This window comes from Streptomyces sp. S07_1.15 (assembly GCF_020739505.1).
GTDB classification, from domain to species: Bacteria; Actinomycetota; Actinomycetes; order Streptomycetales; family Streptomycetaceae; genus Streptomyces; species Streptomyces xinghaiensis.
In genome coordinates this window covers 5,136,955-5,161,832 of record NZ_JAJBZK010000001.1, presented here as the reverse complement: position 1 = coordinate 5,161,832, position 24,878 = coordinate 5,136,955, and the positions used below count along the sequence as shown (strand labels likewise).

Genomic DNA, 24,878 nt, shown 5'->3' with positions numbered 1-24,878 from the left:
GTCGATTCACGGCGCGTCGGATTCCGCGGATACTTGCGCCCGGCCCGCCTCCGTGCGCTCCCGACGCACCCGAAACCCGGTCGCCTGTTCGGAACCCTGCTGGTAGTCATGGGCTCATGACCACAGAGACGCGGGTGCTGCGGCCCGCGGAATGGGACGAATGGTACGACCGACTCGATCTTGCGTTCGGCGGTGTCCCCGAACCCCCGGAGGAGCGCGAACTCTGGCACGGCCTCACCGAGTACGACCGTTCGATCGGGGTCTGGGAGGGCGGCCATTGCGTCGGCACGGCCGGCGCCTTCAGTTTCCGGATGACGGTGCCGGGCGGGGCGCCGGTGCCGGCGGCCGGGGTGACCATGGTGAGCGTCCTGTCCACGCACCGCCGGCGGGGGATTCTCACGGGCATGATGCGGCGCGTGCTGGACGACGTGCGCGCACTCGGTGAGCCGCTCGCCGTACTCACCGCGTCCGAGCCGGGCATCTACGGCCGGTTCGGCTACGGCATCGCGTCCCAGGAGCTCGCCCTGGAGATCGACACGGAACGGGCCGGACTGACGGGACCGGACCACACGGATGGCGTAACGCTGCGGCTGGCCGCGCCCGGCGACGTCCAGGACCGGTGCGAGGCGGTCTACGCCCGGCGGGTGCCCGCCCGGCCCGGGATGCTCGCCCGGTCCCCGGGGTGGGAGCGGCTGCCGCTGCTCGACCCCGAGGCCGGCCGGGCGGGTGCGTCACCGCTGCAGTGCGTGCTGGCCGAGCGGGACGGCGCGACGGCCGGCTACGCGCGCTATGCCCTCAAGCCCGAGTGGGGCCCGCAGGGGGCGGACGGCACGGTCGTCCTGCGCGATCTGGAGGCCCTGGACCCGGAGGCGTCCGCGGCGCTCTGGCGCTTCCTCTTCGGCATCGACCTGACCTCGCGGCTGCGGGTGCGGAGCCGGCCGGTCGACGATCCGCTGCTGCATCTGGTGTCCGACGTCCGGCGCTGCTCGCCGCGGCTCCGCGACGGGCTGCATCTGCGCGTGGTGGACGTGGGCGCGGCCCTGGAGGCCCGGACCTACGCCTGCCCGGTGGACGTCGTACTGGAGATCACCGACGCCTTCTGCCCCTGGAACGAGGGGCGCTGGCGGCTGAGCGGCGACGCCAAGGGCGCCTCCTGCACCCGCACCTCGGACCCGGCCGACCTGTCGCTCTCCGTCCGGGAACTGGGGTCGGCCTATCTGGGCGGCTTCTCGCTGGCCGCGCTGGCGGGCACCGGGCGGGTGCGCGAGCTGCGCCGCGAGACCCTCGGCCAGACGGCGCGCGCGTTCCTCGGCGAGGTCGCGCCCTGGCTGCCGCACGGCTTCTGACCCCGGGGCACGGCGGGTGCCCCGGTACGCACGGCTCCGGGCGGTGCCGGGGCCGGGGCGGCGCAGGCTCCGGCCCACCGGACCGGTCCGGGGCGGGCTCAGCCGGGCTGGCAGCCGGGGCACCAGAAGAGGTTGCGCGCGGCCAGCTCGGCCGTGCGGACCTCGCCGCCGCAGATGTGGCAGGGCATCCCGGTGCGGCGGTAGACGTACACCTCGCCGCCGTGGTCGTCGACGCGGGGCGGGCGGCCCATCGCCTCGGGGGTGTGCTCGGGGCGGACGGTGTCGATCCGGTTGTTCCGCACGCCCTCGCGCATCAGCGTGACCAGATCCGCCCAGATCGCGTCCCATTCGGCACGGGTGAGATCGCGGCCCGCGCGGTAGGGGTCAATGCCGTGCCGGAAGAGGACTTCGGCGCGGTAGACGTTGCCGACGCCCGCGACGACCTTCTGGTCCATCAGCAGGGCGGCGACACTGCTGCGGCTGCGGCTGACGCGCCGCCAGGCGCGCTCCCCGTCGTCGCCCCGCAGCGGGTCCGGTCCGAGCCGGGCGTGTATCGCCCGCTTGTCCCCGTCGGTGAGCAGGGCGCAGGTGGTGGGGCCGCGCAGGTCCGCGTACGCCTCGGTGTCCGCCAGCCGCAGCCGTACGGTCTCGGCGGGTAGTGGCGCCGGGGCGGTGCCGAAGCCGAGTTTGCCGAAGAGGCCGAGGTGGATGTGGATCCAGGTGGAGCCGGGGAAGCCCAGGAAGAGATGCTTTCCGTGGGCCTCGGCGGTCTCCATCACCTGGCCGTCGACCAGGGCGGCGCCGTCGGCGAACTTGCCCTGCGGGCTGGTGGCGCGCACGGCACGGCCGCCGAACCGGGAGAGGTGGTCGGCGGCCAGCCGGTGGATGGTGTGCCCCTCGGGCATGTGCTGCTCGGCCCTCCGCCCGCTCAGTCCTGCCGCGGGTGGTGGGCCGGGATCTCGGGGAGCTTCCCGGTGTTCTCGTAGGCGGTGAGCATGTCGATGCGGCGGGTGTGCCGCTCCTCGCCCGAGTACGGGGTGCTCAGGAAGGTCTCGACGAACTTCACCGCCTCGTCGCGGCTGTGCATCCGGCCGCCGACGCTGATGACGTTGGCGTTGTTGTGCTCCCGGGCCAGCTCGGCCATCTGCTCGCTCCAGACGAGCGCGGCGCGGACGCCCTTGACCTTGTTGGCGGCCATCTGCTCGCCGTTGCCGGAGCCGCCGATGACGATGCCGAGGCTCTCGCTGTCGGCGGCGGTCCGCTCGGCGGCGCGGAGGCAGAACGGCGGGTAGTCGTCCTGGGCGTCGTAGATGTGCGGGCCGCAGTCGACGGGGTCGTGGCCGTTGGCCGTGAGCCACTCCACGAGGTGGTTCTTGAGTTCGAAACCGGCATGATCGGAGCCGAGGTACACGCGCATGGGAAGCAGTGTGGCACGGCCCTCCCGGGGCGTCGCCGAGGGGTGGGCCGAGGGGGTGGCGGCTCCCGCGGGTACGGGGCGGCGGGCGGCCCGGGAACCACGGCGGGAGAACCGCGGGACGGACACGGGTGACGCGGACAAGGGCCGTACGGAGACGGGCCGCACGGGGGAAGCACACGGCTGGCGCACGGCAGTACGGGCGCAGCACGGAGACGGGCCGGGCCCGCGACCGCGCCGAGGCGGTGCGGGCCCGGCCCGTGTCCGTGAGGGGCCGCGGTCAGCCGCGGCGGCCGGCGAGCTTCCAGGCGGCCGGCAGGGCGCCCATGGCGAGGGCGGCCTTCAGGGCGTCCCCGATGAGGAAGGGCACCATGCCGACGGCGAGGGCCTTGCCGAAGGAGAGGTCTGCGGCCAGGGCGAGGTAGGGCACGCCGACCGCGTAGATGATGAGCGAGCCGAGGGCCATGGTGCCCGCGGTGCGCAGCAGGCGGCGGTCGCCGCCGCGCCGGGCCAGTGCGCCGACGACGGTGGCCGCGAGCAGCATGCCCAGGACGTAGCCGAAGGTGGCCGAGCCCGCGCCGCCGGCGAACCACGGCATACCGGCCATGCCGACGAGCGTGTAGAGGGCGAGCGAGAGGAAGCCGCGGCCGGCGCCGAGCGAGGCGCCGACGAGCAGCGCGGCGAAGGTCTGGCCGGTGACCGGGACCGGGGAGCCGGGCACCGGGACGACGAGCTGGGCCGCGGCACCGGTGAGCGCGGCGCCGCCCACGACGAGGGCCGCGTCCCGCAGCCGGGCGCGGGTGGCGGTGGCCGCGGGCAGCAGGTCGGCGAGGACCGCGCCGGGGCGGTGGGTGCGGGTGACGGCGGCAGTGCTCATGTGGGCTCCGCGGAACGAGGACGGCGGGGGACACGGTGACGCTAGCCGACGAGTCAACGATCGTTCACCATGAGCCGTCGACAAAGGCGGGGCGGGAGGCTTGGTAGGTTTCCCATAACGGCCCGGTGGCAGCTGGGCTCCCGGTGAGCGGGCGCGGCGGGGCGCACCCGTGACGCTCGTCACGCGGACCTGCCGGAGAGAGCGGTTCGCGGAGCGGGCCGCCAAGGGGCGGCTGTCGGGCGGAAGATGGGCCGGCACTGTGGGGACCCACCAAAAGACCTCTGCCGCCCGGGTGGGGGCGGCCAGGCCGGACGGTTCCGGGGCGGCGCGGCGGCAGCACGGAGGGTCAATCGGCCGTCCGGATATCGGTACACGGCAAGGGCAAAGTTGTTCTGAGCGGTACGCGCCGGGACACTGAGGCCGCCCGTCCCCCCTCACGTACTGGACACCACGGCTCATGAATCCGACGTCCCCGACGTCCCCGGCATCCCCGCCGCCCCCGGCATCCCCGACGGCCCAGGCTTCCGCGCCCGCCCGCGCCGGGGCGCTCGGGGCCACGGAGCGCGGCACGCCGCTCCCCGGCGGCCTCAAGCAGCGCCATCTCTCGATGATCGCCCTGGGCGGGGTGATCGGCGCGGGCCTGTTCGTCGGCTCGGGCGCCGGTATCGCCGCCGCCGGCCCGTCGATCGTGCTCGCCTACGCGCTCTCCGGCGCGCTGGTGCTGCTGGTGATGCGGATGCTGGGCGAGATGTCCGCGGCGCACCCGGCCTCCGGCTCCTTCTCCGTGCACGCGGAGCGCGCCATCGGCCCCTGGGCGGGCTTCACCGCGGGCTGGATGTTCTGGACACTGCTGTGCGTGGCGGTCGCCGCCGAGGCCATCGGCGCGGCGGCGATCATGACCAGTTGGCTGCCCGGGACCGAGTCCTGGATGTGGGTCGCCGTCTTCATGGCACTGTTCTGCGGCACCAACCTGGCGGCGGTCGGCAACTTCGGCGAACTCGAGTTCTGGTTCGCCGCGCTGAAGGTGTTCGCCATCGCCGCCTTCCTGGTCCTCGGCGTGCTGGCGATCCTGGGCGCGCTCCCGGGCACGGAGGCGCCGGGCACCGCGCACCTCACCGGTGACGGCGGCTGGCTGCCGAACGGCACGGAGGGATTCCTGGTCGGCCTGCTCGCCTCGGTGTTCGCATACGGCGGCCTGGAGACGGTGACCATCGCGGCCGCGGAGTCGGAGCGCCCCCGGCACGGTGTCGCCCGCGCCGTGCGCACGGCGATGTGGCGGATCGCCCTGTTCTACGTCGGCTCCATGGCCGTGATCGTCACTCTCGTTCCCTGGAACGACGCCTCGGTCGTCAAGCCCGGCCCGTATGTGGCCGTGCTGGACTTCCTGGACGTGCCGGCCGCCGCCCAGATCATGAACGCCGTGATCCTCGCGGCACTGCTGTCCGCGATGAACGCCAACATCTACGGCGCCTCCCGCATGGCGTACTCGCTGATCGCCCGGGGCAACGGCCCGGCGGCCCTGGGCCGGGTGTCCGGCGGGGTGCCGCGCCGCGCGGTGCTGGCCTCCTCCGCCTTCGGCTTCCTCGCGGTGCTGTTCAGCTTCTGGTGGCCGGAGACGGTCTTCGTCTGGCTGCTCAACATGGTGGGCGCCGCGGTGCTCGTGGTGTGGGGCTTCATCGCGGCGGCCCAGCTGCGGGGCCGGCGGCGGCTGGAGCGGGAGGCACCGGAACGGCTGACCGTGCGCATGTGGTGGTTCCCGTACCTCACCTGGGTCGCGCTGGCGGGTATCGCGGCCGTCCTGCTGCTGATGCTGCGGGACGGCGGGACGCGGACGCAGCTGTTCTTCACCGGCGGACTGACGCTGCTGCTGGCCGGTACGGGCTACCTGCGGCAGCGGCGGACGGGCCGACGCGGCGTTCCCGCGCCGCGCTGAGCACCCCGGCTCGGCGGACACGACGAGGGCCCACGCGCGCAGCCGGCGCGCGGAGCCCTCGTCGTACGGCCCGGGCCGGCGGGTCAGTCGAAGACCGGCCCCCGGGTGCGGGTCCGCTTGATCTCGTAGAAGCCCGGGGTGGAGGCGACCATCAGCGTGCCGTCCCACAGCTTCGCCGCGGCCTCGCCCTTGGGGGCGGGGGTGACGACCGGTCCGAAGAAGGCACAGGGCTCGCCGTCGGCGCCCGGCACGGCGATCACGGGGGTGCCCACCTCCTCGCCGACCAGTTCGATGCCCTGCTTGTGCGAGGCGCGCAGCTCCGTGTCGTAGGCGTCGGTGTCCGCTGCGTCGACCAGCTCCGCCGGCAGTCCGGCGTCCCGGAGCGCCGCGGCCATGGACTCGCGCGAGACGCCCTCGCCGCCATTGTGGAAGCGGGTGCCGAACGCCGTGTAGAGCGGCCCCAGGACATCGCTGCCGTGCTCCCGCTCGGCCGCGACGGCGACCCGCACCGGGCCCCAGGCCGTCTTCGCCAGCATCTCGCGGTACTCCTCCGGAAGCTCGTCCAGCCGCGGTTCGTTGAGCACCGCCAGGCTCATCACATGCCAGCGCACCTCCACCGGGCGCACCTTCTCGACCTCCAGCATCCAGCGCGAGGTCAGCCAGGCCCACGGGCAGACCGGGTCGAACCAGAAGTCGACGGGCGTCTTCTCGGGTGCGGTCACAGGGGTTCTCCTCATCGAAGGGCTCGGTCCGTCGTGATGTGCTCGGGGTGTTCCCACGGTCAACCACTGGCCCTGTGTGACGCATTCCCACCCGCCGGTGAGCGCGTGACACTATGGCGGCTGTTCGCACTGTGAGACCCGCAGTGTGTAACTCGTGTGAGTGACAGACGAGGCAAAGGAGCCGTCGTGCCCGGTGAGAACCTGACCCGTGACGAAGCCCGAGAACGGGCCGGGCTGCTGACCGCCCACGGGTACGAGGTGGCGCTGGACCTGCGGTCGGCGACGGCCCCCGACGCCCCCGAGCCGCGCACCTTCCGCTCCGTGACCACGATCCGCTTCGGCTGCGCCCGGCCCGGCGCGTCGAGCTTCGCCGACCTGCTGGCCCCGTCCGTCACCTCGGTCGTCCTCAACGGCCGCACGCTGGACCCGGCCGCCGTGTTCGACGGCACGCGGATCGCGCTGGAGGACCTCCGCGAGGAGAACGTCCTCACCGTCGACGCGCAGTGCGCCTACAGCCGCACCGGGGAGGGCATGCACCGCTTCGCCGACCCTGAGGACGGCGAGGTCTACCTCTACACGCAGTACGAGCCCGCCGACGCGCGCCGGGTCCTCACCACCTTCGAACAGCCCGATCTGAAGGCACCGTTCATCTTCACCGTCACCGCGCCCGAGGGCTGGACGGTGCTGAACAACGGCGCGGCCGACGGGGAGCCCGTCCCAGCGGAGGGCGGCGGCGCCGTCTGGCGCTTCCTGCCGACGCGGAGCATCTCGACGTACATCACCGCGGTGGTCGCCGGGCCGTACCACATGGTCCGCGACACCTACCGGCGCACGCTGGACGACGGCAGCGAACTGGTGATCCCGCTCGGCGCCCTCTGCCGCAAGGGGCTCGCCCGCCACTTCGACGCGGACGACATCTTCACCGTCACCAAGCAGGGCCTGGACTTCTTCCACGAGCACTTCGGCTACCCGTACCCGTTCGGCAAGTACGACCAGGCCTTCGTCCCGGAGTACAACCTCGGCGCCATGGAGAACCCGGGCCTGGTCACCTTCCGCGAGGAGTACGTCTTCCGCGGCAAGGTCACCCAGGCCTCGTACGAGAGCCGGGCCAACGTCATCCTGCACGAGATGGCGCACATGTGGTTCGGCGACCTCGTCACCATGGAGTGGTGGGACGACCTGTGGCTCAAGGAGTCCTTCGCCGACTTCATGGGCGCCTTCTCGCTCGTGGAGGCGACCCGCTTCGAGAACGGCTGGATCACCTTCGCCAACCGCCGCAAGGCGTGGGCGTACCGCGCGGACCAGCTGCCCTCCACACACCCCGTCACCGCCGACATCCGCGACCTCCAGGACGCCAAGCTCAACTTCGACGGCATCACCTACGCCAAGGGCGCCTCGGTGCTCAAGCAGCTCGTCGCCTACGCCGGCCGGGACGCCTTCCTGGAGGGCGCCCGCCGCTACTTCCAGCGGCACGCGTACGGCAACACCCGCCTCGAACACCTGCTGTCGGTGCTGGAGGAGACCTCAGGCCGGGACATGGCCGAGTGGTCCCGCGCCTGGCTGCAGACCGCGGGCGTCAACACCCTGACCCCGGACGTCGTCCAGGACGCGGACGGCCGGATCACCGAGTTCGCCGTCCTCCAGGAGGCGGCCCCCTCGCATCCGGAACTGCGCCCGCACCGGGTGGCCATCGGCCTCTACCGGCGCGAGGGCGACGCGATCGTCCGCTTCCACCGCGTTGAGACCGATGTCGCCGGTCCCCGTACGGTCGTCACCGAGCTGGCCGGGGCCGCGCGCCCCGATCTGATCCTCGTCAACGACGACGACCTCACCTACTGCAAGACCCGCTTCGACGCGCACTCCCTCGGCACCCTCCGCGCGCACCTCGGCGACATCACCGACCCGCTGGCCCGCGCGCTGTGCTGGTCGGCGCTGTGGGGTCTCACCCGGGACGGGCTGATGCCCGCCCGCGACTTCCTCGACCTGGTGCTGCGCTTCGCCGGCCGCGAGAGCGACATCGGCGTGCTGCAGATGCTGCACGCCTGGGCGCACTCCGCGCTGGTCCACTACACCGCCCCCGACCGGCGCGAGCAGAGCGGCCGGGCGCTGGCCGAGGGGGCGCTCGGCGAGCTGCGGCTGGCCGAGCCGGGCAGCGGCCACCAGCTGGCCTGGGCGCGGTTCTTCGCACTGACCGCCGGCAGCGCGGCCGATCTGCAGCTGCTGCAGGGCCTGCTGGCGGGCACCGCCAAGATCGACGGTCTGGAGGTGGACCAGGAGCTGCGCTGGGCCTTCCTGGAACCGCTCGCCGCGCACGGGGCCGCCGGGGCGGCCGAGATCAACGCCGAACTGGCGCGCGACGACACCGCCTCCGGCAAGCGCCACCAGACGCGCTGCCTCGCCGCCCGGCCCTCCGGTGAGGTGAAGGAGCGGGCCTGGGCGGACGTGGTGGAGTCGGACACGCTGTCGAACGCCCTGGTCGAGGCCACCATCGCCGGCTTCGACCAGCCCGGTCAGCGGGAACTGCTGGCGCCGTACGTCCCGCGGTACTTCGCCGTGATCGAACAGGTGTGGGAGAAGCGTTCCATCGAGATCGCCATGTCGGTGGTGCGGGGCCTCTTCCCGATGCTGCAGGGCAACCAGGAGACGCTGGACGCCGCGCAGACGTGGCTCGACGAGCACCGGCAGGCGCCGCCCGCGCTGCGGCGGCTGGTGCTGGAGGCGCACGCCGATCTGGCGCGCGCCCTGCGGGCCCAGGACTGCGACCGGGCGGCGGACTACGCGGACTGAGGACGTCCGGGCAGGACGGCGGGCCGCCCGCTCCCCCGGGTGCGGGGACGGGCGGCCCGCCCGTGTGCGGTGGCGGGCGTCCGGGTCAGGACCTCCCGCAGAACTCCGCCTCGACGACGGCCCGTCCGTCACCGGTCCAGTCGCCGTTGACGTTGAAGGCCGCCGCGTGGTCCCCGGTCCGGGTGACACCGGCCCCGGACCCCGAGCCGCGGATGCCGCCGCTGTGTCCCCAGATGGTGACGTCGCAGGAGAGGGTCTGCGGGTAGATGCCCAGACCGTAGTGCTCGATGCCCTCTTCGCCGGTCTCCACGGTGGTCAGCATGGCCTTCAACTGGCGGTCCGGCAGCAGCTTGCCGCGCACCAGCGCCCGGTAGAAGCGGTTCAGATCCCCCGTGGTGGAGATCATCTCCCCGGCCGCTCCGGCGACGGAGGGGTTGAGCTCGGTGACATCGTGGATCTTCTCTACCGGGTCGCCGCCGAGCGGGGAGTAGGCACGGCCGTGCGGGCGGGGCATGTCCGGGTCGGTACCGGGCACCGTGGTGGCCCGCAGCCGGAGCGGGCGGAGGATGCGGCGCTCGATCTCCTCGGCGTACTCCGCGCCGGTCACCCGCTCGATGACCATGCCGGCCAGGATGTAGTTGGTGTTCGAGTAGTTCCAGTCGGTGCCGGGGGCGAAGTCCGGCTCGTGGGCCGTTCCGACCCTCACGAGCTGCTCCGGCGTCCAGGTGTCGTAGCGGTGCTCCAGGAAACCGGGGCCGAAGAGATTCTCGGCGAACGCGGCGTCGGAGGTGTAGTCGAAGAGGCCGCTGGTGTGGTTGAGCAGCTGCCGGACGGTGATCTTCCGGCCGTCGTTGCCGTTGCCGCGCACCACGCCGGGGAGCCACTCCTCGACGGTGTCGTCGAGGTCGATCCGCCGTTCCGACTCCAGTTGGAGGAGGACGGTGGCCACGAAGGTCTTGGTGATGCTGCCGACGCGGAAGCGGTCCTTCGGCAGCCGGGGCCGCTCGGTCTCCAGGTCGGCGACGCCGGAGGAGCCGTTCCAGACCCCGTGGCGGTCGGCGGCCTGGAACAGCACGCCGGGGAGGCCCAGCTCGACTTGGGCGTCCAGGGCCTTCTGCGTCGCCTCGTGGCCGTGCCCGTGTCCGCGGCCCGCGTCCGCCTTCGCCGCCGCTCCGGCCGCCGGGCCGGTCGCGGCCGCGACCGGGGCGCTCAGCGCGCCGGCCGCCAGGGCGGCTGCCGTCAGGGCCGCGACGAGTGTGCCGCGCCGTCTTCCGTCTGAACCTGTCACCATGAGTGTCCCGTTCCCTCCGTTGCCTGCTTCGGTGAACCGTGCCGTGCCGCGCCGGGAAGGACTTCTTCGCCGGCCCGGGAGTTGATCCCGTCGCGGCACTGGGCGCCGGAGGGGCCGGTTCCGGCCGCTCCGCGGCGCGTTCCGGCCAGTGCGGCTTCGGGCTCGGCCTCCGGGAGCCCGGGGCACCTCAGCCCCGGGCGAGGAGCAGTTCGGTGTTGCGGTCGCCCGGCTCGCCCGAGAGCGTGGTGCGCGCGCCGGGGGTGTTGAGGGACAGCTCGCGGTAGAGGGAGGCCAGCCCGGTCTGCGAGAGGTCGGAGTGGTCCGCACGGTACGGAGCGGCCGATTCCACCAGCGTGGTGAAGAGGGAGAGCGTGCCGTCGTGGTTGTCCGTCAGTTCGATCACCCGGGCGAGTTGGGGGAAGTCGACGTGCGAGGCCGTGGAGATCTCCCAGAAGCCCTCGCGCGGGGTGATGTTGTTCTTGTGGCTGTGGCCGTTGATCCAGGCCAGGACGTTGCGGTGGCGGCCGAGCAGGGCGAGCAGTTCCTCGCCGCCGTGCCGCTTCTCGTCCGGCCGGGCCGGGTCGGGTCGCAGATTGCGCATGGTGGAGCCGGTGTGGTGGCTGAAGACCAGGACGTGCTCGTCGCGGTGCTCGGTGAGGGTCCGTTCCAGCCAGCGGAGTTGCGCGGTGCCGAGTGAGCCCTCGTAGTGGCCGCCGTTGTCGGTGCTGTCGAGGCTGATGCCGAGGACGCCGTCGGCGATGCGGAAGGAGTAGTACAGGCGTTCCTCGGCGAGGTTGGCGCTGGTGTAGCCGTGGCCGCGCGGGCCGGGCCCGGTGTGCCAGGGGTCGAGGTGCGCGGTCACGTATTCGAGCGGCGTGAAGGGGGCGCGGCGCTCGTCGGGGGTGACCCGGCGCATGGCGCGGGTGCGGGAGCGCAGCAGCTCCTCGAAGCGGCGGCCCTCCGGGTCGCCGGCCTTCCTGACGTTGGCCCAGAGGGCGGCGCCCTCCGCCGGTGACAGCCTCTCCAGCTTGCGGCCGCCGACGGCGAACTCGGCGAAGAAGCCGCCGCGGGCGTAGGCGCCGCCGGGCAGGGTGTCGTGGTTGCCGACCGTGGAGTACCAGGGCATGCGCAGCCCGGGGCTGCGGACCTCGCGGATCGCCGCGTCGAGGAAGCCGTCGATCCGGGGGAAGCCGAGCTGCTTGTCGCCGTCGCGCAGGGCGTCCTCCGGCTGCCAGTAGAGCGGCAGGCCGCTGTTCTGCACGCCCTCGTAGCGGCGGTCGTCGCCGGTGTTGGGGATGATCCGGCCGCCGCTCATGGCGGTGAGGAACCACTGCAGTTCGGCGCGGGAGTTGTTGTCGGTGTTGTCACCGGTGGTCATGGCGAAGGCGAGCGGGCTGCCGGTGGCGGGGCCGCCGGGCAGCGCGTTGACGCGTTCGATCAGCGAGACGGTGCCGGCGACGGAGAGCGCCTCCTGCGGGCGCCAGGCGCTGGCGGTCGAGGCGCGCAGGTACTCGTAGCGCAGCGGGTGCTGGACGTCGACGATGTGCAGGTCCGTGAACTGGACGAAGCAGGCGAGCGCGGTGCGCCGGTCCGCTCTGCCCTTCCGGGCGGACGCCAGTTCGGAGCGGATGAGGCGGGGCCAGCCGGGGCCCTCCCCGAGCCGCCGGTAGCCCGTGGCGCCGCGCGGGGTGGCCACCGTGTCGAGCGTGGTGCCCTGCCGGGAGGAGGTGGTGCGGGCGCGGTCCGGCGGTGCGGTGGACGGCCCGGTGGCGGGCCCGGCGGAGCGGGTGCGGGGCGGCGCGGTGGCGGCCTCCGCCGGTCCGCTCCCGGATCCGAGAGCCGCGCCGAGGCCGGCGGAGACGCCGACGGCGCCGACGGTGGCGAGCAGGGCACGGCGGTGGAGGGCTGCGGAGTCGGTCGTTCCGATGCGGGACATGGGGGCTCCCCGAGTGCTGCGCGCGGACACGGCGGAAGCGGGGGCGCGCCCCCGCTCCCTCGGATGCTTGGCATCGGGGGTGGCCTGTGTTTGAACGAGGCCGGAACGTCCGGCGCCCATCGCCGCACATCGATCACCGGTACGGGAAGCGGTCATCCGGGCCCGGCCCGCGGGTTCCCCGCCGCTCACCCGGCGTTCACCCGGGCGGCCGGCCCGTGCCGGGGAGCGGACGGCAGCACGACGGCGGGGCGGCGGGGGAAGCCGCGGCGGCGCCCGGCGGCAGCGTCCGGCAGCGGCACTCGGGGGCGTACGGCGGACGGCGGAAGGACGGCCGGCGTGGAACGGCGGCCTCCGGGGCGGTCGCCGAAGGGCGTTCACCCGGCTTTCAACAAACTTCCGCCACCGGCGAATTGGGGCTTCGGACCCGCTTCGCCCCCGAATGAACAGTGGCGGAAATACGCCACCGTCCGCTCAGCGGGCGCTCAACCCTCCCCAAACTCTTCGTACTTACATATAAGTGCGGTCATCCGGATCCGATTTCCGAACAAGGGTGGCCATGCCTTCTTCTCCCATACCCGAGCCGCCGTCCGGCCCGAGACGCGCGGCCCGCGCGGCGATCACCGCGGGCCTGGTGGCCGCGCTCGCCGCGGCCGGCCCCGTCCCGGCCTTCGCCGCGGACGGCGGCCCCGGCTCCTCCCCCGCCCCGGCGAAGTCCGCCGGGGACAAGCTCGGCTCCGCCGACGCCGAACTGCTCGCCGAGGCCAAGTCCGACGGCGACAAGAACGTCACGATGATGCTCGCCACCGCCCCCGGCGCGACCGAGCAGGCCGTGGACGAACTGGAGTCCGTCAAGGGCGCCTCCGTCGGCAGCACCTACGACAAGCTCGGCTATGTGCGGGCCACCGTGCCCACCGGCCGCGCCGACGCCGCCATCGCCAAGGCCGCGAAGCTCTCCTCCGTGCACGGCATCGACCTCCGCCAGGAGATACAGCTGCCGGACCCGACGCCGAAGGGCGACCGCGCGAAGGGCGCCAGGACCGGCCCCACGGGCTCGTACGACGGCCCGGACGAGAACACCCCGGCGAAGAACCCGTACCAGCCGTCCCACGAGACCGGCGCCGTCGACTTCGTGAAGAAGAACCCGAAGGCGGACGGCCGGGGCATCACCATCGGCATCCTCGACTCCGGGGTGGACCTCGGGCACTCCGCCCTGCAGAAGACCACCACCGGCGAGCGCAAGATCACCGACTGGGTGACGGCGACCGACCCGATCGTGGACGGCGACGGCACCTGGCGCCCCATGGTCCAGGACGTCTCCGGGCCGATCTTCACCTACGCCGGCCGCACCTGGACCGCGCCCGAGGGCTCGTACCGCGTCAGCCGCTTCGCCGAGTCCGCCACCACCGGCGGCGACATGGCGGGCGACCTCAACCGGGACGGCGACACCACCGACACCTGGGGCCTGCTGTACGACCCGGCCGCCGGCACCGTCCGCGTCGACCTCGACGACGACGGCGACTTCGGCGACCAGGAGGCGATGAAGCCGTACAAGGACGGCTTCCACGTCGGCTACTTCGGCACCGACGACCCGGACACGGCGATCGCCGAGCGGATCCCCTTCGTGGTGGAGATCCGCAAGGACGTGCCGATGGACCCGTACGGCGGCGACTGGACCGGCAAGACGGCCGACTTCGTCAACATCGGCGTCGTCGAGGGCTCCCACGGCACGCACGTCGCGGGCATCACCGCCGCCAACGGCCTCTTCGGCGGGAAGATGGACGGCGCGGCCCCCGGCGCGAAGCTCGTCTCCTCGCGCGCCTGCACCTGGTCCGGCGGCTGCACCAACGTCGCGCTCACCGAGGGCATGATCGATCTCGTCGTCAACCGCGGCGTCGACATCGTCAACATGTCCATCGGCGGACTGCCCCCGCTGAACGACGGCAACAACGCCCGTTCCGAGCTCTACACCCGGCTCATCGACACCTACGGCGTCCAGCTCGTCATCTCCGCCGGCAACAGCGGTCCCGGCGCCAACACCATCGGCGACCCCTCGCTCGCCGACAAGGTGATCAGCGTCGGCGCCTCCGCCTCCCGGGAGACCTGGGCGGCCAACTACGGCTCCGTCATGCGGACCCGCTACTCGATGATGCCGTTCTCCTCCCGCGGCCCGCGCGAGGACGGCGGCTTCACCCCGACCCTCGCCGCGCCCGGGGCCTCCATCAACACCGTCCCGAGCTGGCAGCCCGGCCAGCCGGTCGCCGAGGCCGGCTACGAGCTGCCGCCCGGCTACGGGATGCTGCAGGGCACGTCGATGGCCTCCCCGCAGGCCGCCGGCGCCTCCGCGCTGCTGCTCTCCGCCGCGAAGCAGAAGAAGATCGACCTCACCCCGGCGAAGCTGCGCACCGCGCTGACCAGCACGGCCCACCGCATCAGGGGCTTCCAGGCGTACGAGCAGGGCGCCGGGCTCATGGACGTGGTGGACGCCTGGTCCGCGATCCGCAACGGCGTGAGCGCCCACACGTACACGGTCTCCGCCCCGGTGGACACCGTGCTCTCCGGCTACCTGAAGACCCCGCACCGCGGCACCGGCGTCTACGACCGCGAGGGCGGCCTCAAGACCGGCAAGTCCCGGACGTACGACGTGACCGTCACCCGCACCAGCGGTCCGGACCGGCCCGTCCGGCACGAGCTGAACTGGGCGAACAACGACGGCACCTTCTCCCTCGTGGGCTACGACACCGTCAACCTGCCGCTGGACAAGCCGGTCACCGTCAAGGTCCGGGCCAAGGCCCGCAGCGCCGGCTTCCACAGCGCCGTCCTGGAGCTCGACGACCGGCGCACCAGGGGCACCGACCAGCAGATCATGACGAGCGTCGTGGTCGCCGACGAGCTGGCCGCCCCGTCGTACGCGGTGAAGAAGTCCGGCAAGGCCGAGCGGAACCGGAACACCTCGTACTTCGTCACCGTGCCGGAGGGCGCCAAGAGCCTCGAGGTCCGGATGGACGGGCTGAAGGACGGCAGCCAGACCCGGTGGATCGCCATCAACCCGTACGGTGTGCCGGTCGACCCGACCAGCACGATCTACTGCTACCCGGACTACAGCAGCCCCAACAACACCTGTGACCCGTCGCGGCGCGGCTACGCCGACCCGATGCCGGGCGTGTGGGAGATCGAGGTCGAGTCGCGGCGCACCTCGCCGCTGCTGTACAACCCGTACACGGTGACGGCGACGGCGCTCGGCACCGTCTTCGACCCGGCCGTGCGGACCATCGAGGAGGCCGAGACCGGCACCCCGGCCTCGGTGGACTGGAAGGTCACCAACGGCTTCGGCGCCATCGACGGCAAGCTGCGGGGCGGCGAGCTGGGCTCGGCCAAGAGCGCGCGCCCGTCCATCGGCGACGGCGCCTCGCAAGAGACCACCGTCGAGGTCCCCGAGGGCGTCTCCCGGCTGGACGTGACCATCGGCTCACCCTCCGACACCGGTGCCGACCTGGACCTCTCGGTCTACAAGGACGGCGCGCTCGTGGACTACGACGCGGACGGCGACTCCGAGGAGTCGGTGACGCTGACCGAGCCCGCGGCCGGCACCTACACCGTGGTGGTGGACGGCTACTCGGTGCCCGCGGGCACCACCGAGTACGACTACCTCGATGTGTTCTACGCCTCCTCGCTCGGCGAGGTGACCGTGGACGAATCGACGGTCGTGAAGCTCGGCAACGGCGCATCCGCGCAGGTGGGAGCCGAGGTCGTGGTGAACGGCGCGGCTCCGGAGGGCCGTGAGTTCTTCGGCGAGGTCAGCCTGCTGAACGCCCACGGCACGGTCACCGGCAAGGGCAGCGTCAAGATCGAAAAGGTCCTTCCGTAGCGGCCTGAGACACTGGACGGCGGGGCGGGCGCTCTCGGAGCACCCGCCCCGCCGGCAGTACGGCACCAAGGCAGCAGCACAGGAAGGCGTCCCATGAGGATCGGAATCGTCGGAGCCACCGGACAGGTCGGCGGCGTGATGCGGAAGATGCTGGCCGAACGCTCGTTCCCGGTGGAACGGCTGCGGCTCTTCGCATCGGCCCGCTCGGCCGGGAAGACCCTGGACTGGCAGGGCGAGCAGATCACCGTCGAGGACGCGACCACGGCCGACTACTCCGGTCTGGACGTGGTGCTCTTCTCCGCGGGCGGCGCCACCTCGCGCGCCCTGGCGGAGAAGGTCGCCTCCGCCGGCCCCGTGGTGATCGACAACTCCTCCGCCTGGCGGCTGGACCCCGATGTCCCGCTGGTCGTCGCCGAGGTCAACCCGCACGCCGCCATGCGGCGCCCCAAGGGGATCATCGCCAACCCGAACTGCACCACCATGGCGGCCATGCCCGTGCTGCGCCCGCTGCACGCCGAGGCCGGGCTGTCCTCCCTCGTCGTCTCGACGTACCAGGCGGTGTCCGGCAGCGGCCTGGGCGGGGTCCAGGAGCTGGACGAGCAGATCCGCGAGGCGGCGGGGTCGGCGACCGCGCTGACCCACGACGGTGCGGCCGTGAAGTTCCCCGAGCCGCAGAAGTACGTGCGGCCGATCGCCTTCAACGTGCTGCCGATGGCCGGGTCGGTCGTGGACGACGGGTCCGCCGAGACCGACGAGGAGCAGAAGCTCCGCAACGAGAGCCGGAAGATCCTGGAGATCCCCGGGCTGAAGGTCTCCGGCACCTGCGTCCGGGTGCCCGTCTTCACCGGCCACTCGCTCCAGATCAACGCCCGCTTCGAACGCCCGATCAGCCCGGAGCGCGCCAAGGAGCTCCTCGCGGGCGCCCCCGGTGTGACCCTGTCGGACATCCCCACCCCGCTGCAGGCCGCCGGCCAGGACCCGACCTTCGTCGGCCGCATCCGCGCGGACGAGACGGTGGAGCACGGGCTGGCGCTCTTCTGCTCCAGCGACAACCTGCGCAAGGGCGCGGCCCTCAACGCCGTCCAGATCGCCGAACTGGTGGTCGCCCAGGCGGGCTGATCCCGGCGGGCTGATCCCGGACAGCCGGTCCCGGTCCGTTATGGGCCGGGACCGGTCTCTTCCGTGCCGGTCCGGTCCGTTCCGGGCACCGGGACCGTCCTTCCGCGCCGGCCCCGGGAACCCGCCGGAACCGGGCCCGGCGGCTCCGCAAAACCTGCTGCGATCATGGGGTCCCCCCGTGCGAGGATGGCCGTTCCGTCCGACGAATGGGAGATGCCTACCGTGCCTGGCACGAACCTCACACGGGAGGAGGCGCAGCAGCGGGCGCGCCTTCTGACCACCCACGGTTACGAGATCGAGCTGGACCTGAGCAACGCGCAGGAGCCGGAGGGGGGCACCTTCCGGTCGGTCACCACGGTCCGCTTCGACGCGGCCGAGGAGGGGGCCTCCACCTTCATCGACCTGGTGGCGCCGGCGGTGCGCGAGGTGGTGCTGAACGGCACGGCGCTCGACCCGGCGGAGGTCTTCGCCGACTCGCGGATCGCGCTGCCGTCCCTGGCGGCCGGGCCGAACGAGCTGCGGGTGGTCGCCGACTGCGCGTACACCAACACGGGTGAGGGCCTGCACCGCTTCGTCGACCCGGTGGACCAGCAGGCGTATCTCTACACCCAGTTCGAGGTGCCGGACGCCCGGCGGGTCTTCGCCTGTTTCGAACAGCCGGACCTCAAGGGCACTTTCACGTTCACCGTGACGGCGCCCGAGGGGTGGACGGTCATCTCGGGCGCCCCGCTCGCGGACGGCGCGGAGAAGCCGGCGGACGGCGTCTGGCGGTTCGCCCCGACCCCGCCGCTCTCCACCTACGTGACCGCGCTGATCGCGGGCCCGTACCACAGCGTGCACAGCACCTGGGAGGGCGAGGGCCGCTCGGTGCCGCTGGGCGTCTACTGCCGTCCCTCCCTGGCCGAGCACCTGGACGCGGACGCGATCTTCGCGGTCACCCGGCAGGGCTTCGACTGGTTCCAGGAGAAGTTCGACTACCCGTACCCGTTCGAGAAGTACGACCAGCTGTTCGTCCCGGAGTTCAACGCGGGCGCGATGGAGAACGCCGGCGCCGTCACCATCCGCGACCAGTACGTCTTCCGGTCCAAGGTGACCGACGCGGCGTACGAGACGCGCGCCGAGACCATCCTCCACGAGCTGGCCCACATGTGGTTCGGCGACCTGGTCACCATGGAGTGGTGGAACGACCTCTGGCTGAACGAGTCGTTCGCCACCTACACCTCCATCGCCTGCCAGGCGCACGCCCCCGGCTCGAAGTGGCCGCACTCCTGGACCACCTTCGCCAACTCCATGAAGACCTGGGCCTACCGGCAGGACCAGCTGCCGTCCACCCACCCGATCATGGCGGAGATCCGGGACCTCGACGACGTCCTGGTCAACTTCGACGGCATCACGTACGCCAAGGGCGCATCGGTGCTCAAGCAGCTCGTCGCCTATGTCGGCATGGACGCGTTCTTCCGCGGCGTGCAGACGTACTTCAAGCGGCACGAGTGGGGCAACACCCGCCTCTCCGACCTGCTGGGCGCGCTGGAGGAGACCTCCGGCCGCGATCTGGGGGCCTGGTCGCAGGCGTGGCTGCAGACGGCGGGCATCAACGTCCTGCGGCCGGAGATCGCGGGCGACGGCTCCACGATCACCTCCTTCGCCGTACGGCAGGAGGCCCCGGCGCTGCCGCTGGGCGCCAAGGCCTCCGTCTCCGGCGAGGCGGGCCCGCCGCTGGGCACGCTGCGGCCGCACCGGATCGCCATCGGCTGCTACGAGCTGCGGGACGGCAAGCTGGTCCGCACCGAGCGGATCGAACTGGACATCGACGGCGAGCTGACCGAGGTGCCGCAGCTGGCGGGGAAGAAGCGCCCCGCCGTGATCCTCCTCAACGACGACGACCTGTCGTACGCCAAGGTGCGGCTCGACCCCGAGTCGCTGGCCGCGGTCACCCAGCACCTCGGCGACTTCACCGAGTCGCTGCCGCGGGCCCTGTGCTGGGCCTCGGCCTGGGACATGACCCGGGACGGCGAGCTGGCCACCCGCGACTACCTGGAACTGGTCCTCTCCGGGATCGGCAAGGAGTCGGACATCGGCGTCGTCCAGTCGCTGCACCGGCAGGTGAAGCTGGCCCTGGCGCTGTACGCGGCGCCGTCCTGGCGCGAGCTGGGCCTGGCGCGCTGGAGCGAGGCGGCCCTGGAGCACCTGCGGGCGGCCGAGCCGGGCAGCGACCACCAGCTCGCCTGGGCCCGCGCCTTCGCCGCCACCGCCCGTACGGAGCCCCAGCTCGACCTGGTGCAGGGGCTGCTCGACGGAACGGAGACGATCGGGGGCCTCGCCGTCGACACCGAGCTGCGCTGGACGCTGCTGGGGCGGCTGGTGGCCACCGGCCGGGCGGACGAGCCGGAGATCGCGGCCGAGCTGGAGCGCGACCGCACCTCGGCGGGCGAGCTGCACGCGGCGGCCGCGCGGGCGGCCCGGCCGGCGGAGGAGGCCAAGGCGGAGGCGTGGGCCTCGGTGGTCGAGTCGGACAAGCTGCCGAACGCGCAGCAGGAGGCCGTCATCGGCGGCTTCGTCCAGACGGACCAGCAGGAGCTGCTCGCCCCGTACGCGGCCAAGTACTTCGCCGCGGTGAAGGACGTCTGGGAGTCGCGCAGCCACGAGATGGCGCAGCAGATCGCGGTCGGTCTCTACCCGGCGCTCCAGGTCTCCCGGGAGACGCTGGACGCCACGGACGCCTGGCTGGAGTCGGCGGAGCCCTCGCCGGCCCTGCGCCGGCTGGTCACCGAGTCCCGGGCCGGGGTCGAGCGGGCGCTCAAGGCACAGGCGGCGGACGCGGCCGCCGCTGTCTGAGCCGGCCGGTCAACCGGCGTCCGGCACCCGAGGGCGCTTCCGCCGGCACCCGGCGGGCACTCCCGCGGCACGAAGAGCGGCGGGCCCGGGCGTACGTCACGGACGTACGCCCGGGCCCGCCGTTCCGCGTTCGCGGCTGCGGCTGCGGCTGCGGCTGCGGACGCAAGGCGGCCCCCGGACCAGGGTCGGTTCCGGGGGCGGCGCGCGCCGGGGCGCGCGGAGTGCGGCGGCTCAGACCTGCCGCTTCTCCTGCTTGCGCGACTTGTCCAGCACCATCACCAGTCCGGCGATGACGAGGAAGGAGAGGACCGGGAGGGCGACGTAGAGACCCAGGGTCTCGCCAACGCTCAGGCCCGGCCCCGGGTCGTCACCGGCGTCGCGAATCAGTGCGAACGCGGGGGACGACATCAGCAGCATCATCAGCGTCGAACCGGCCATGACGGCACCGGTGCGCAGCACGTTCTTGTTGTCCACGGTGCCAACGTAGCGAACGCCCGGCGGACCCGCGCGGCCGGGGTGCCCCTCACGGCCGTCCGGCGGCCCCCGCCCCGTCCGCCGGGGACGCGGCCAGCTGCCCGGCGAGATCGGTCATCAGGGCGTGCAGGCGCGGTGAAGCCGCGAGGTGTTCCAGGGTGACCGGGCGGCCGGCGGCGTCGGCGACGGGCAGCCGCCAGTTGGGGTACGCGTCCCAGGTCCCGGGCAGGTTCTGCGGGCGCCGGTCGCCGACGCAGTCCGGCAGCCAGACGCCGACCATGCGCGCCGGGGTCCGGCAGAGGAAGCGGTAGACGGCGCGGACCGCCTCCTCCTCGTCGCCCCGCCCCCCGGCCAGCAGGCCCAGTTCGCTGAGCACCGCCAGCCACTCGGCGGTCTCCACCGCGTCCTCGGCCTGTTCCTCGGCGAGCGGGCGGGTCAGCAGGCCCAGCCGGTGCCGCAGTTCGACGTGCTCGCCGGTCAGCCGGGCGGCGGTGCTCGGCAGGTCGTGGGTGGTGGCGGTGGCCAGGCAGCCCGCCCGCCAGCGTTCGGGCGGCAGCGGTCGCGGCCGCTGCCGGACGGCGGCGTCGGGGGCCGCGGTGCCGGCGGGGGCCGGGGAGGCCCCGGTACCGGCGGCGGGCGCCTGGGCGTCCCGCTCCTCGTAATCGCGTTCGAACCAGAGCACCGATGTGCCGAGCACCCCGCGCTCCGCGAGGGCGTCCCGCATCCCCGGCTCCACCGTGCCCAGGTCCTCCCCGACGACGGCAGCCCCGGCCCGGTGCGCCTCCAGGGCGAGCACGCCGAGCATGGCCTCGGTGTCGTAGCGGACATAGGCGCCCTCGGTCGGCCGGCGGCCCTCGGGGACCCACCAGAGCCGGGAGAGGCCCATGACGTGGTCGATGCGGAGCGCGCCCGCGTGCCGCAGCAGCCCCCGCAGCAGCCCCCGGTACGGGGCGTAGCCGGTGGCGGCGAGGGCGTCGGGGCGCCAGGGCGGCAGGCCCCAGTCCTGCCCGTGCGGGTTGAAGGCGTCGGGGGGCGCGCCGACGGACATCCCGGTGGCGTAGACGTCCTGCCGCGCCCAGACGTCGGCGCCGGAGGGGTGGACGCCGACCGCGAGGTCGTGCACCAGTCCGATGGGCATGCCGGCGTCGACGGCGGAGCGCTGCGCGGTGCCGAGCTGGCTGTCGGTGAGCCAGGCGAGCCAGCAGTGGAAGTCGACGCGGTCCAGGATCTCGCCGCGGGCTCGGGCGGCCTGCGGGGAGCGGGGGTCGCTCAGCCCGCCGGGCCACTGCCGCCAGTCGGGGCCGTGGATCTCGGCGAGGGCGCACCAGGTGGCGTGGTCGTCGAGGGCCTGTCCCTGTTCGGCGAGGAAGGCGCAGTAGGCGGCGCGGCGGCCGGGACCGAGCGGCACCGTGCGCACGAGTTCGAGCGCTTCCCGCTTGAGCCGCCAGACGGCGTCGCGGTCGATGAGCGCTCCCCGGCGCAGGACCCCCTCCCGCAGCGCCTCGGCGCGGGCGGCGACGGCGGCGGCGCGCTCGCGCTCCGGGGCGGGCAGCCGGACGTACTCGGGGATGTCCTCGACGCGTAGATGCACCGGGTCGGGGAAGCGGCGGGAGGAGGGCCGGTACGGCGAAGGGTCGGTGGGGTCGCCGGGTACGGCGGCGTGGAGCGGGTTGAGCTGGAGGAACCCGGTGCCGAGTTCCCGGCCGGACCAGGCCGCGAGTTCGGCCAGGTCGCCGAGGTCGCCCATGCCCCAGGAGCGGGACGAGAGCAGGGAGTAGAGCTGTACGAGAAAGCCGTGGGTGCGGCCGGGCGGTTCGGGCATCCGTTCGGGCGCGACGATCAGGACGGCCCGGCCGGACCGGCCGCCGGGTGCCTCCGCGTGAAGCGTGTGGCAGCCGGTCGGCAGGGTCACGGCCGGGCCGGGGTCCCAGTCCAGGGTCTGACCGGTCTCGGTGCGGACGCGCAGGGCCGCGTCCTCCGGCAGGCCGGGCAGCGTTCCGGGCCGCGGCGGCCGGCCCGTCGTCACGACGACGGACGGCGGCAGCAGCCGTTCACGCTCGGCCCGTTCCCGCCGGTCCAGGGCGGCGCGCACGGACTGCGGGGTCGAGGCGTCGACTCCCAGTGCCGCCAGCACGGCGACAACGGTGTCCTCGGGGACCCGGAGCGTACGGCCCGGGGAGGGCTCGTACGACGTCGCGACCCCGTGCAGCGCTGCGAGCCGCGCACGGCCCATTCAGACCTCCGTGCACTCCAGACCGGCGCCCATGCCGGTGGCCGTGGGTTCACTGGTCAGCGGAAGTTCGGTGGCGAGCGCGGGCTCGCTGGTGAGGGGGGTGCTGTCGGGCAGCGGTGGTTCGCTGGTGAGCGGGGGCTCGGAGTATTCGCCGGAGCTGGCGCCGTCGAGACCCGAGTCGATGTCCGTCAGTCCGTCGAGGTCCAGCGGATTGAACGGTTCGACCGGGTCGCCGGGTTTGGAGAGGGTCGAGAGGAGAAGAGCGGATGTGGCCACCTGGGCCTCCGTAGATCGTGGTCGGTACGACACAGCAGCCCTACCCCGCTGGAGCCGGGCCAGACCCAAACGCGGGGCGAACGTGGCTCTCGTCACAATCGCTCCCCGGTGGGTTGATTTCGCGGCCGGACAGCGCTTCCGGCGCAGGGCTTGAAGCCGAAAGGGTAGTCAAGGCGGCGGATTTATTGCGAGAGAAACAAGGGGGGCAGTGGCGGAGTCAACGAAAAAACCGGGACACGACGGGACGAATCCCCCGGGGGGGCTCACCAGACGCGGGGCCGCGGACCCCAGCCCCACGGCCCCGGACGGGGCGCCACGGCCGCCTCGACCTGCGCGGCCAGCGCCAGCAGCGGCCCCTCGGCCCCGTGCGCGGCGCCGAGCATCATCCCGACGGGCAGCCCGTCCTCCGTCCATTCCACGGGCAGGGAGACCGCGGGCAGCCCGGCGATGTTCCAGGGCCCGGTGAACGGGGTGAACGCCACCTGGGCGGCGAAATCGGCCGCCGGGTCGTCGTCGTTCCGCAGCGCCCCCACGGGCGCCGGCAGCTGCGCGAGCGTGGGGGTGAGCACGGCGTCGCACCGGGCGACGGCCCCGGCCAGCCGCCGCCCGACCCGCTGCATGGACTCCAGGGCCCGCGCGTAGTCCAGGCCGGTGGCGGCCCGGCCGCGCTCCCGCAGCCAGCGCGTGAGCGGCAGCAGCTCCTCCTCCCGCTCCGGGGGGACGGGCGCGAGCGCGGACATCACCGCCCAGACGGGCGTGAAGGTGTCCCGGTCGCCCGGCCGCAGCGGCTGCTCCACGTCCACGACCTCGTGCCCCAGTCCGGCCAGGAGCGCGGAGGTCCTCTCGTAGGCGGCGAGCACCTCCGGCGCGACGGTGACGCCGGGCACGTCCGGACGGGCCCAGCGGCCGATCCGCAGCCGGCCGGGCGTCCGGTCGCACCAGCGGAGGAAGGGCGTCCCGGGCGCGGCGAGCGGCACCGGGTCCCCGGGCGCCGGGGCCGCCATCACGTCGAGCAGCGCGGCGGCGTCCCGGACGGTGCGGGCGAGGGGCCCGGCGGTCGCCAGTCCGCTGATGTCGCCGCCGGGGGCGGGGCTGACCCGGCCCCGGCTCGGCTTGACGCCGACGATGCCGCAGCAGCTCGCGGGGATGCGGATGGAGCCGCCGCCGTCGCTGCCCTGCGCGGCGGGCGCCAGCCCGGCGGCCACGGCGGCCGCGGCGCCCCCGCTGGAGCCCCCCGCGCCCCGCGACGGGTCGTGCGGCGAGCGGGCGGGCGGGCCGACCCGGCCCTCGGTGTAGGCGGGCAGCCCGAACTCGGGGGTGTTGGTCTTGCCGAGCAGAACGGTGCCGGCTTCCCGGAGCAGCGCGACGAGCCGCGGTTCCTCGCCTTCCGGGGCGGTGTGCCCGGCGAAGACGGCGGAGCCGTAGGTGCAGCGGACGCCCGGCACGGCGTCGAGGTCCTTGACCGGCAGCGGCACCCCCAGCAGCGGCGGCAGCCCGGCATCGCCGCGCGGACCGCCGCCGTGCGTGCCGCCCGCGGTGCCGCCGCCCGCCGCGTGCCGCGCGAGGAGGCGCTCGGCCCGCCGCGCGCCGTCCAGGGCTCGGTCGGCGGTGACGGTGAGGTAGGCGCCGACGGAAGCGTCCAGACGTTCGACGCGGCGCAGGTAGTGCTCGGCGAGTTCGACCGGGGACAGCTCTCCGTCCCGCACGGCAGCGGCCTGTTCGAGCATCGTCAACTCATGGGGATCCGCCATCCGCCCACTCTAGGACCGG

Annotated in this window: 16 protein-coding genes; 6 read left to right on the top strand and 10 right to left on the bottom strand. The window is 73.4% G+C overall.

All coding sequences use genetic code 11. From position 1 onward, the window contains the following. Positions 1-116: 116 nt before the first annotated feature. Positions 117-1,346: a GNAT family N-acetyltransferase gene (locus LIX60_RS22080; protein WP_227960038.1), complete on the top strand. Its 1,230-nt coding sequence runs from the start codon at positions 117-119 to the stop codon at positions 1,344-1,346. Positions 1,347-1,444: 98 nt separating this feature from the next. On the opposite strand, the gene LIX60_RS22075 is transcribed toward LIX60_RS22080, so the two are convergent. The 3 genes from LIX60_RS22075 to LIX60_RS22065 all read right to left on the bottom strand — a co-directional run bounded on the left by LIX60_RS22075 (position 1,445) and on the right by LIX60_RS22065 (position 3,637). After that, complete coding sequence (locus tag LIX60_RS22075) at positions 1,445-2,251, bottom strand: Fpg/Nei family DNA glycosylase (protein WP_227960037.1); 807 nt, start codon at positions 2,249-2,251, stop codon at positions 1,445-1,447. 23 nt (positions 2,252-2,274) lie between these two features. Next, complete coding sequence (locus LIX60_RS22070) at positions 2,275-2,763, bottom strand: ribose-5-phosphate isomerase (RefSeq protein WP_227960036.1); 489 nt, start codon at positions 2,761-2,763, stop codon at positions 2,275-2,277. Positions 2,764-3,040: 277 nt separating this feature from the next. Then, positions 3,041-3,637: a biotin transporter BioY gene (locus tag LIX60_RS22065; protein WP_227960035.1), complete on the bottom strand. Its 597-nt coding sequence runs from the start codon at positions 3,635-3,637 to the stop codon at positions 3,041-3,043. Between the two features lie 457 nt (positions 3,638-4,094). On the opposite strand from LIX60_RS22065, the gene LIX60_RS22060 reads away from it, so the two are divergent. Then, on the top strand, positions 4,095-5,570 hold the full coding sequence (locus tag LIX60_RS22060) for an amino acid permease (protein WP_227960034.1): 1,476 nt from the start codon (positions 4,095-4,097) through the stop codon (positions 5,568-5,570). An 83-nt stretch (positions 5,571-5,653) separates the two neighbouring features. On the opposite strand, the gene LIX60_RS22055 is transcribed toward LIX60_RS22060, so the two are convergent. Next, complete coding sequence (locus LIX60_RS22055; RefSeq protein ID WP_227960033.1) at positions 5,654-6,307, bottom strand: DsbA family protein; 654 nt, start codon at positions 6,305-6,307, stop codon at positions 5,654-5,656. Between the two features lie 171 nt (positions 6,308-6,478). On the opposite strand from LIX60_RS22055, the gene pepN (LIX60_RS22050) reads away from it, so the two are divergent. Then, positions 6,479-9,079, top strand: a complete 2,601-nt coding sequence (gene pepN / locus LIX60_RS22050) for an aminopeptidase N (RefSeq protein ID WP_227960032.1) — start codon at positions 6,479-6,481, stop codon at positions 9,077-9,079. A gap of 85 nt (positions 9,080-9,164) precedes the next feature. On the opposite strand, the gene LIX60_RS22045 is transcribed toward pepN (LIX60_RS22050), so the two are convergent. Further along, complete coding sequence (locus tag LIX60_RS22045; protein WP_227960031.1) at positions 9,165-10,370, bottom strand: serine hydrolase; 1,206 nt, start codon at positions 10,368-10,370, stop codon at positions 9,165-9,167. A 187-nt stretch (positions 10,371-10,557) separates the two neighbouring features. Further along, positions 10,558-12,306, bottom strand: coding sequence for a TIGR03767 family metallophosphoesterase (locus LIX60_RS22040; protein ID WP_227960030.1), 1,749 nt, complete (start codon positions 12,304-12,306; stop codon positions 10,558-10,560). 556 nt (positions 12,307-12,862) lie between these two features. Between LIX60_RS22040 and LIX60_RS22035 the strand changes: the two genes are divergently transcribed. The 3 genes from LIX60_RS22035 to pepN (LIX60_RS22025) all read left to right on the top strand — a co-directional run bounded on the left by LIX60_RS22035 (position 12,863) and on the right by pepN (LIX60_RS22025) (position 20,125). Next, positions 12,863-16,171: a S8 family serine peptidase gene (locus LIX60_RS22035; RefSeq protein ID WP_227960029.1), complete on the top strand. Its 3,309-nt coding sequence runs from the start codon at positions 12,863-12,865 to the stop codon at positions 16,169-16,171. 93 nt (positions 16,172-16,264) lie between these two features. Further along, positions 16,265-17,290 carry an aspartate-semialdehyde dehydrogenase gene (locus LIX60_RS22030; RefSeq protein WP_019709025.1) on the top strand — a complete coding sequence of 342 codons (1,026 nt, stop codon included), beginning with the start codon at positions 16,265-16,267 and terminating at the stop codon, positions 17,288-17,290. 222 nt (positions 17,291-17,512) lie between these two features. Further along, positions 17,513-20,125, top strand: coding sequence for an aminopeptidase N (gene pepN / locus LIX60_RS22025; protein ID WP_227962863.1), 2,613 nt, complete (start codon positions 17,513-17,515; stop codon positions 20,123-20,125). 231 nt (positions 20,126-20,356) lie between these two features. Here pepN (LIX60_RS22025) and LIX60_RS22020 read toward each other — a convergent pair whose 3' ends face one another. The 4 genes from LIX60_RS22020 to LIX60_RS22005 form a co-directional block, all read right to left on the bottom strand. Continuing rightward, positions 20,357-20,599 carry a hypothetical protein gene (locus LIX60_RS22020; protein WP_227960028.1) on the bottom strand — a complete coding sequence of 81 codons (243 nt, stop codon included), beginning with the start codon at positions 20,597-20,599 and terminating at the stop codon, positions 20,357-20,359. 49 nt (positions 20,600-20,648) lie between these two features. Continuing rightward, positions 20,649-22,832 (bottom strand): 4-alpha-glucanotransferase, encoded by a 2,184-nt coding sequence (gene malQ / locus LIX60_RS22015; RefSeq protein ID WP_227960027.1) that lies wholly within the window; start codon positions 22,830-22,832, stop codon positions 20,649-20,651. Further along, entirely contained in the window at positions 22,833-23,108 is a 276-nt protein-coding gene (locus tag LIX60_RS22010) for a hypothetical protein (RefSeq protein ID WP_185831070.1), read from the bottom strand. 263 nt (positions 23,109-23,371) lie between these two features. Then, complete coding sequence (locus tag LIX60_RS22005) at positions 23,372-24,859, bottom strand: amidase (RefSeq protein WP_227960026.1); 1,488 nt, start codon at positions 24,857-24,859, stop codon at positions 23,372-23,374. Between the last annotated feature and the right edge of the window lie 19 nt (positions 24,860-24,878).

Coding starts and splice junctions, on each gene's coding strand:
- LIX60_RS22045 (WP_227960031.1), bottom strand. CDS start 10,370: ATGGTGACAGGTTCAGACGGAAGACGGCGCGGCACACTCGTCGCGGCC.
- LIX60_RS22070 (WP_227960036.1), bottom strand. CDS start 2,763: ATGCGCGTGTACCTCGGCTCCGATCATGCCGGTTTCGAACTCAAGAAC.
- LIX60_RS22075 (WP_227960037.1), bottom strand. CDS start 2,251: ATGCCCGAGGGGCACACCATCCACCGGCTGGCCGCCGACCACCTCTCC.
- malQ (WP_227960027.1), bottom strand. CDS start 22,832: ATGGGCCGTGCGCGGCTCGCAGCGCTGCACGGGGTCGCGACGTCGTAC.
- LIX60_RS22065 (WP_227960035.1), bottom strand. CDS start 3,637: ATGAGCACTGCCGCCGTCACCCGCACCCACCGCCCCGGCGCGGTCCTC.
- LIX60_RS22080 (WP_227960038.1), top strand. CDS start 117: ATGACCACAGAGACGCGGGTGCTGCGGCCCGCGGAATGGGACGAATGG.
- LIX60_RS22060 (WP_227960034.1), top strand. CDS start 4,095: ATGAATCCGACGTCCCCGACGTCCCCGGCATCCCCGCCGCCCCCGGCA.
- LIX60_RS22040 (WP_227960030.1), bottom strand. CDS start 12,306: ATGTCCCGCATCGGAACGACCGACTCCGCAGCCCTCCACCGCCGTGCC.
- LIX60_RS22035 (WP_227960029.1), top strand. CDS start 12,863: ATGCCTTCTTCTCCCATACCCGAGCCGCCGTCCGGCCCGAGACGCGCG.
- LIX60_RS22030 (WP_019709025.1), top strand. CDS start 16,265: ATGAGGATCGGAATCGTCGGAGCCACCGGACAGGTCGGCGGCGTGATG.
- LIX60_RS22055 (WP_227960033.1), bottom strand. CDS start 6,307: ATGAGGAGAACCCCTGTGACCGCACCCGAGAAGACGCCCGTCGACTTC.
- LIX60_RS22005 (WP_227960026.1), bottom strand. CDS start 24,859: ATGGCGGATCCCCATGAGTTGACGATGCTCGAACAGGCCGCTGCCGTG.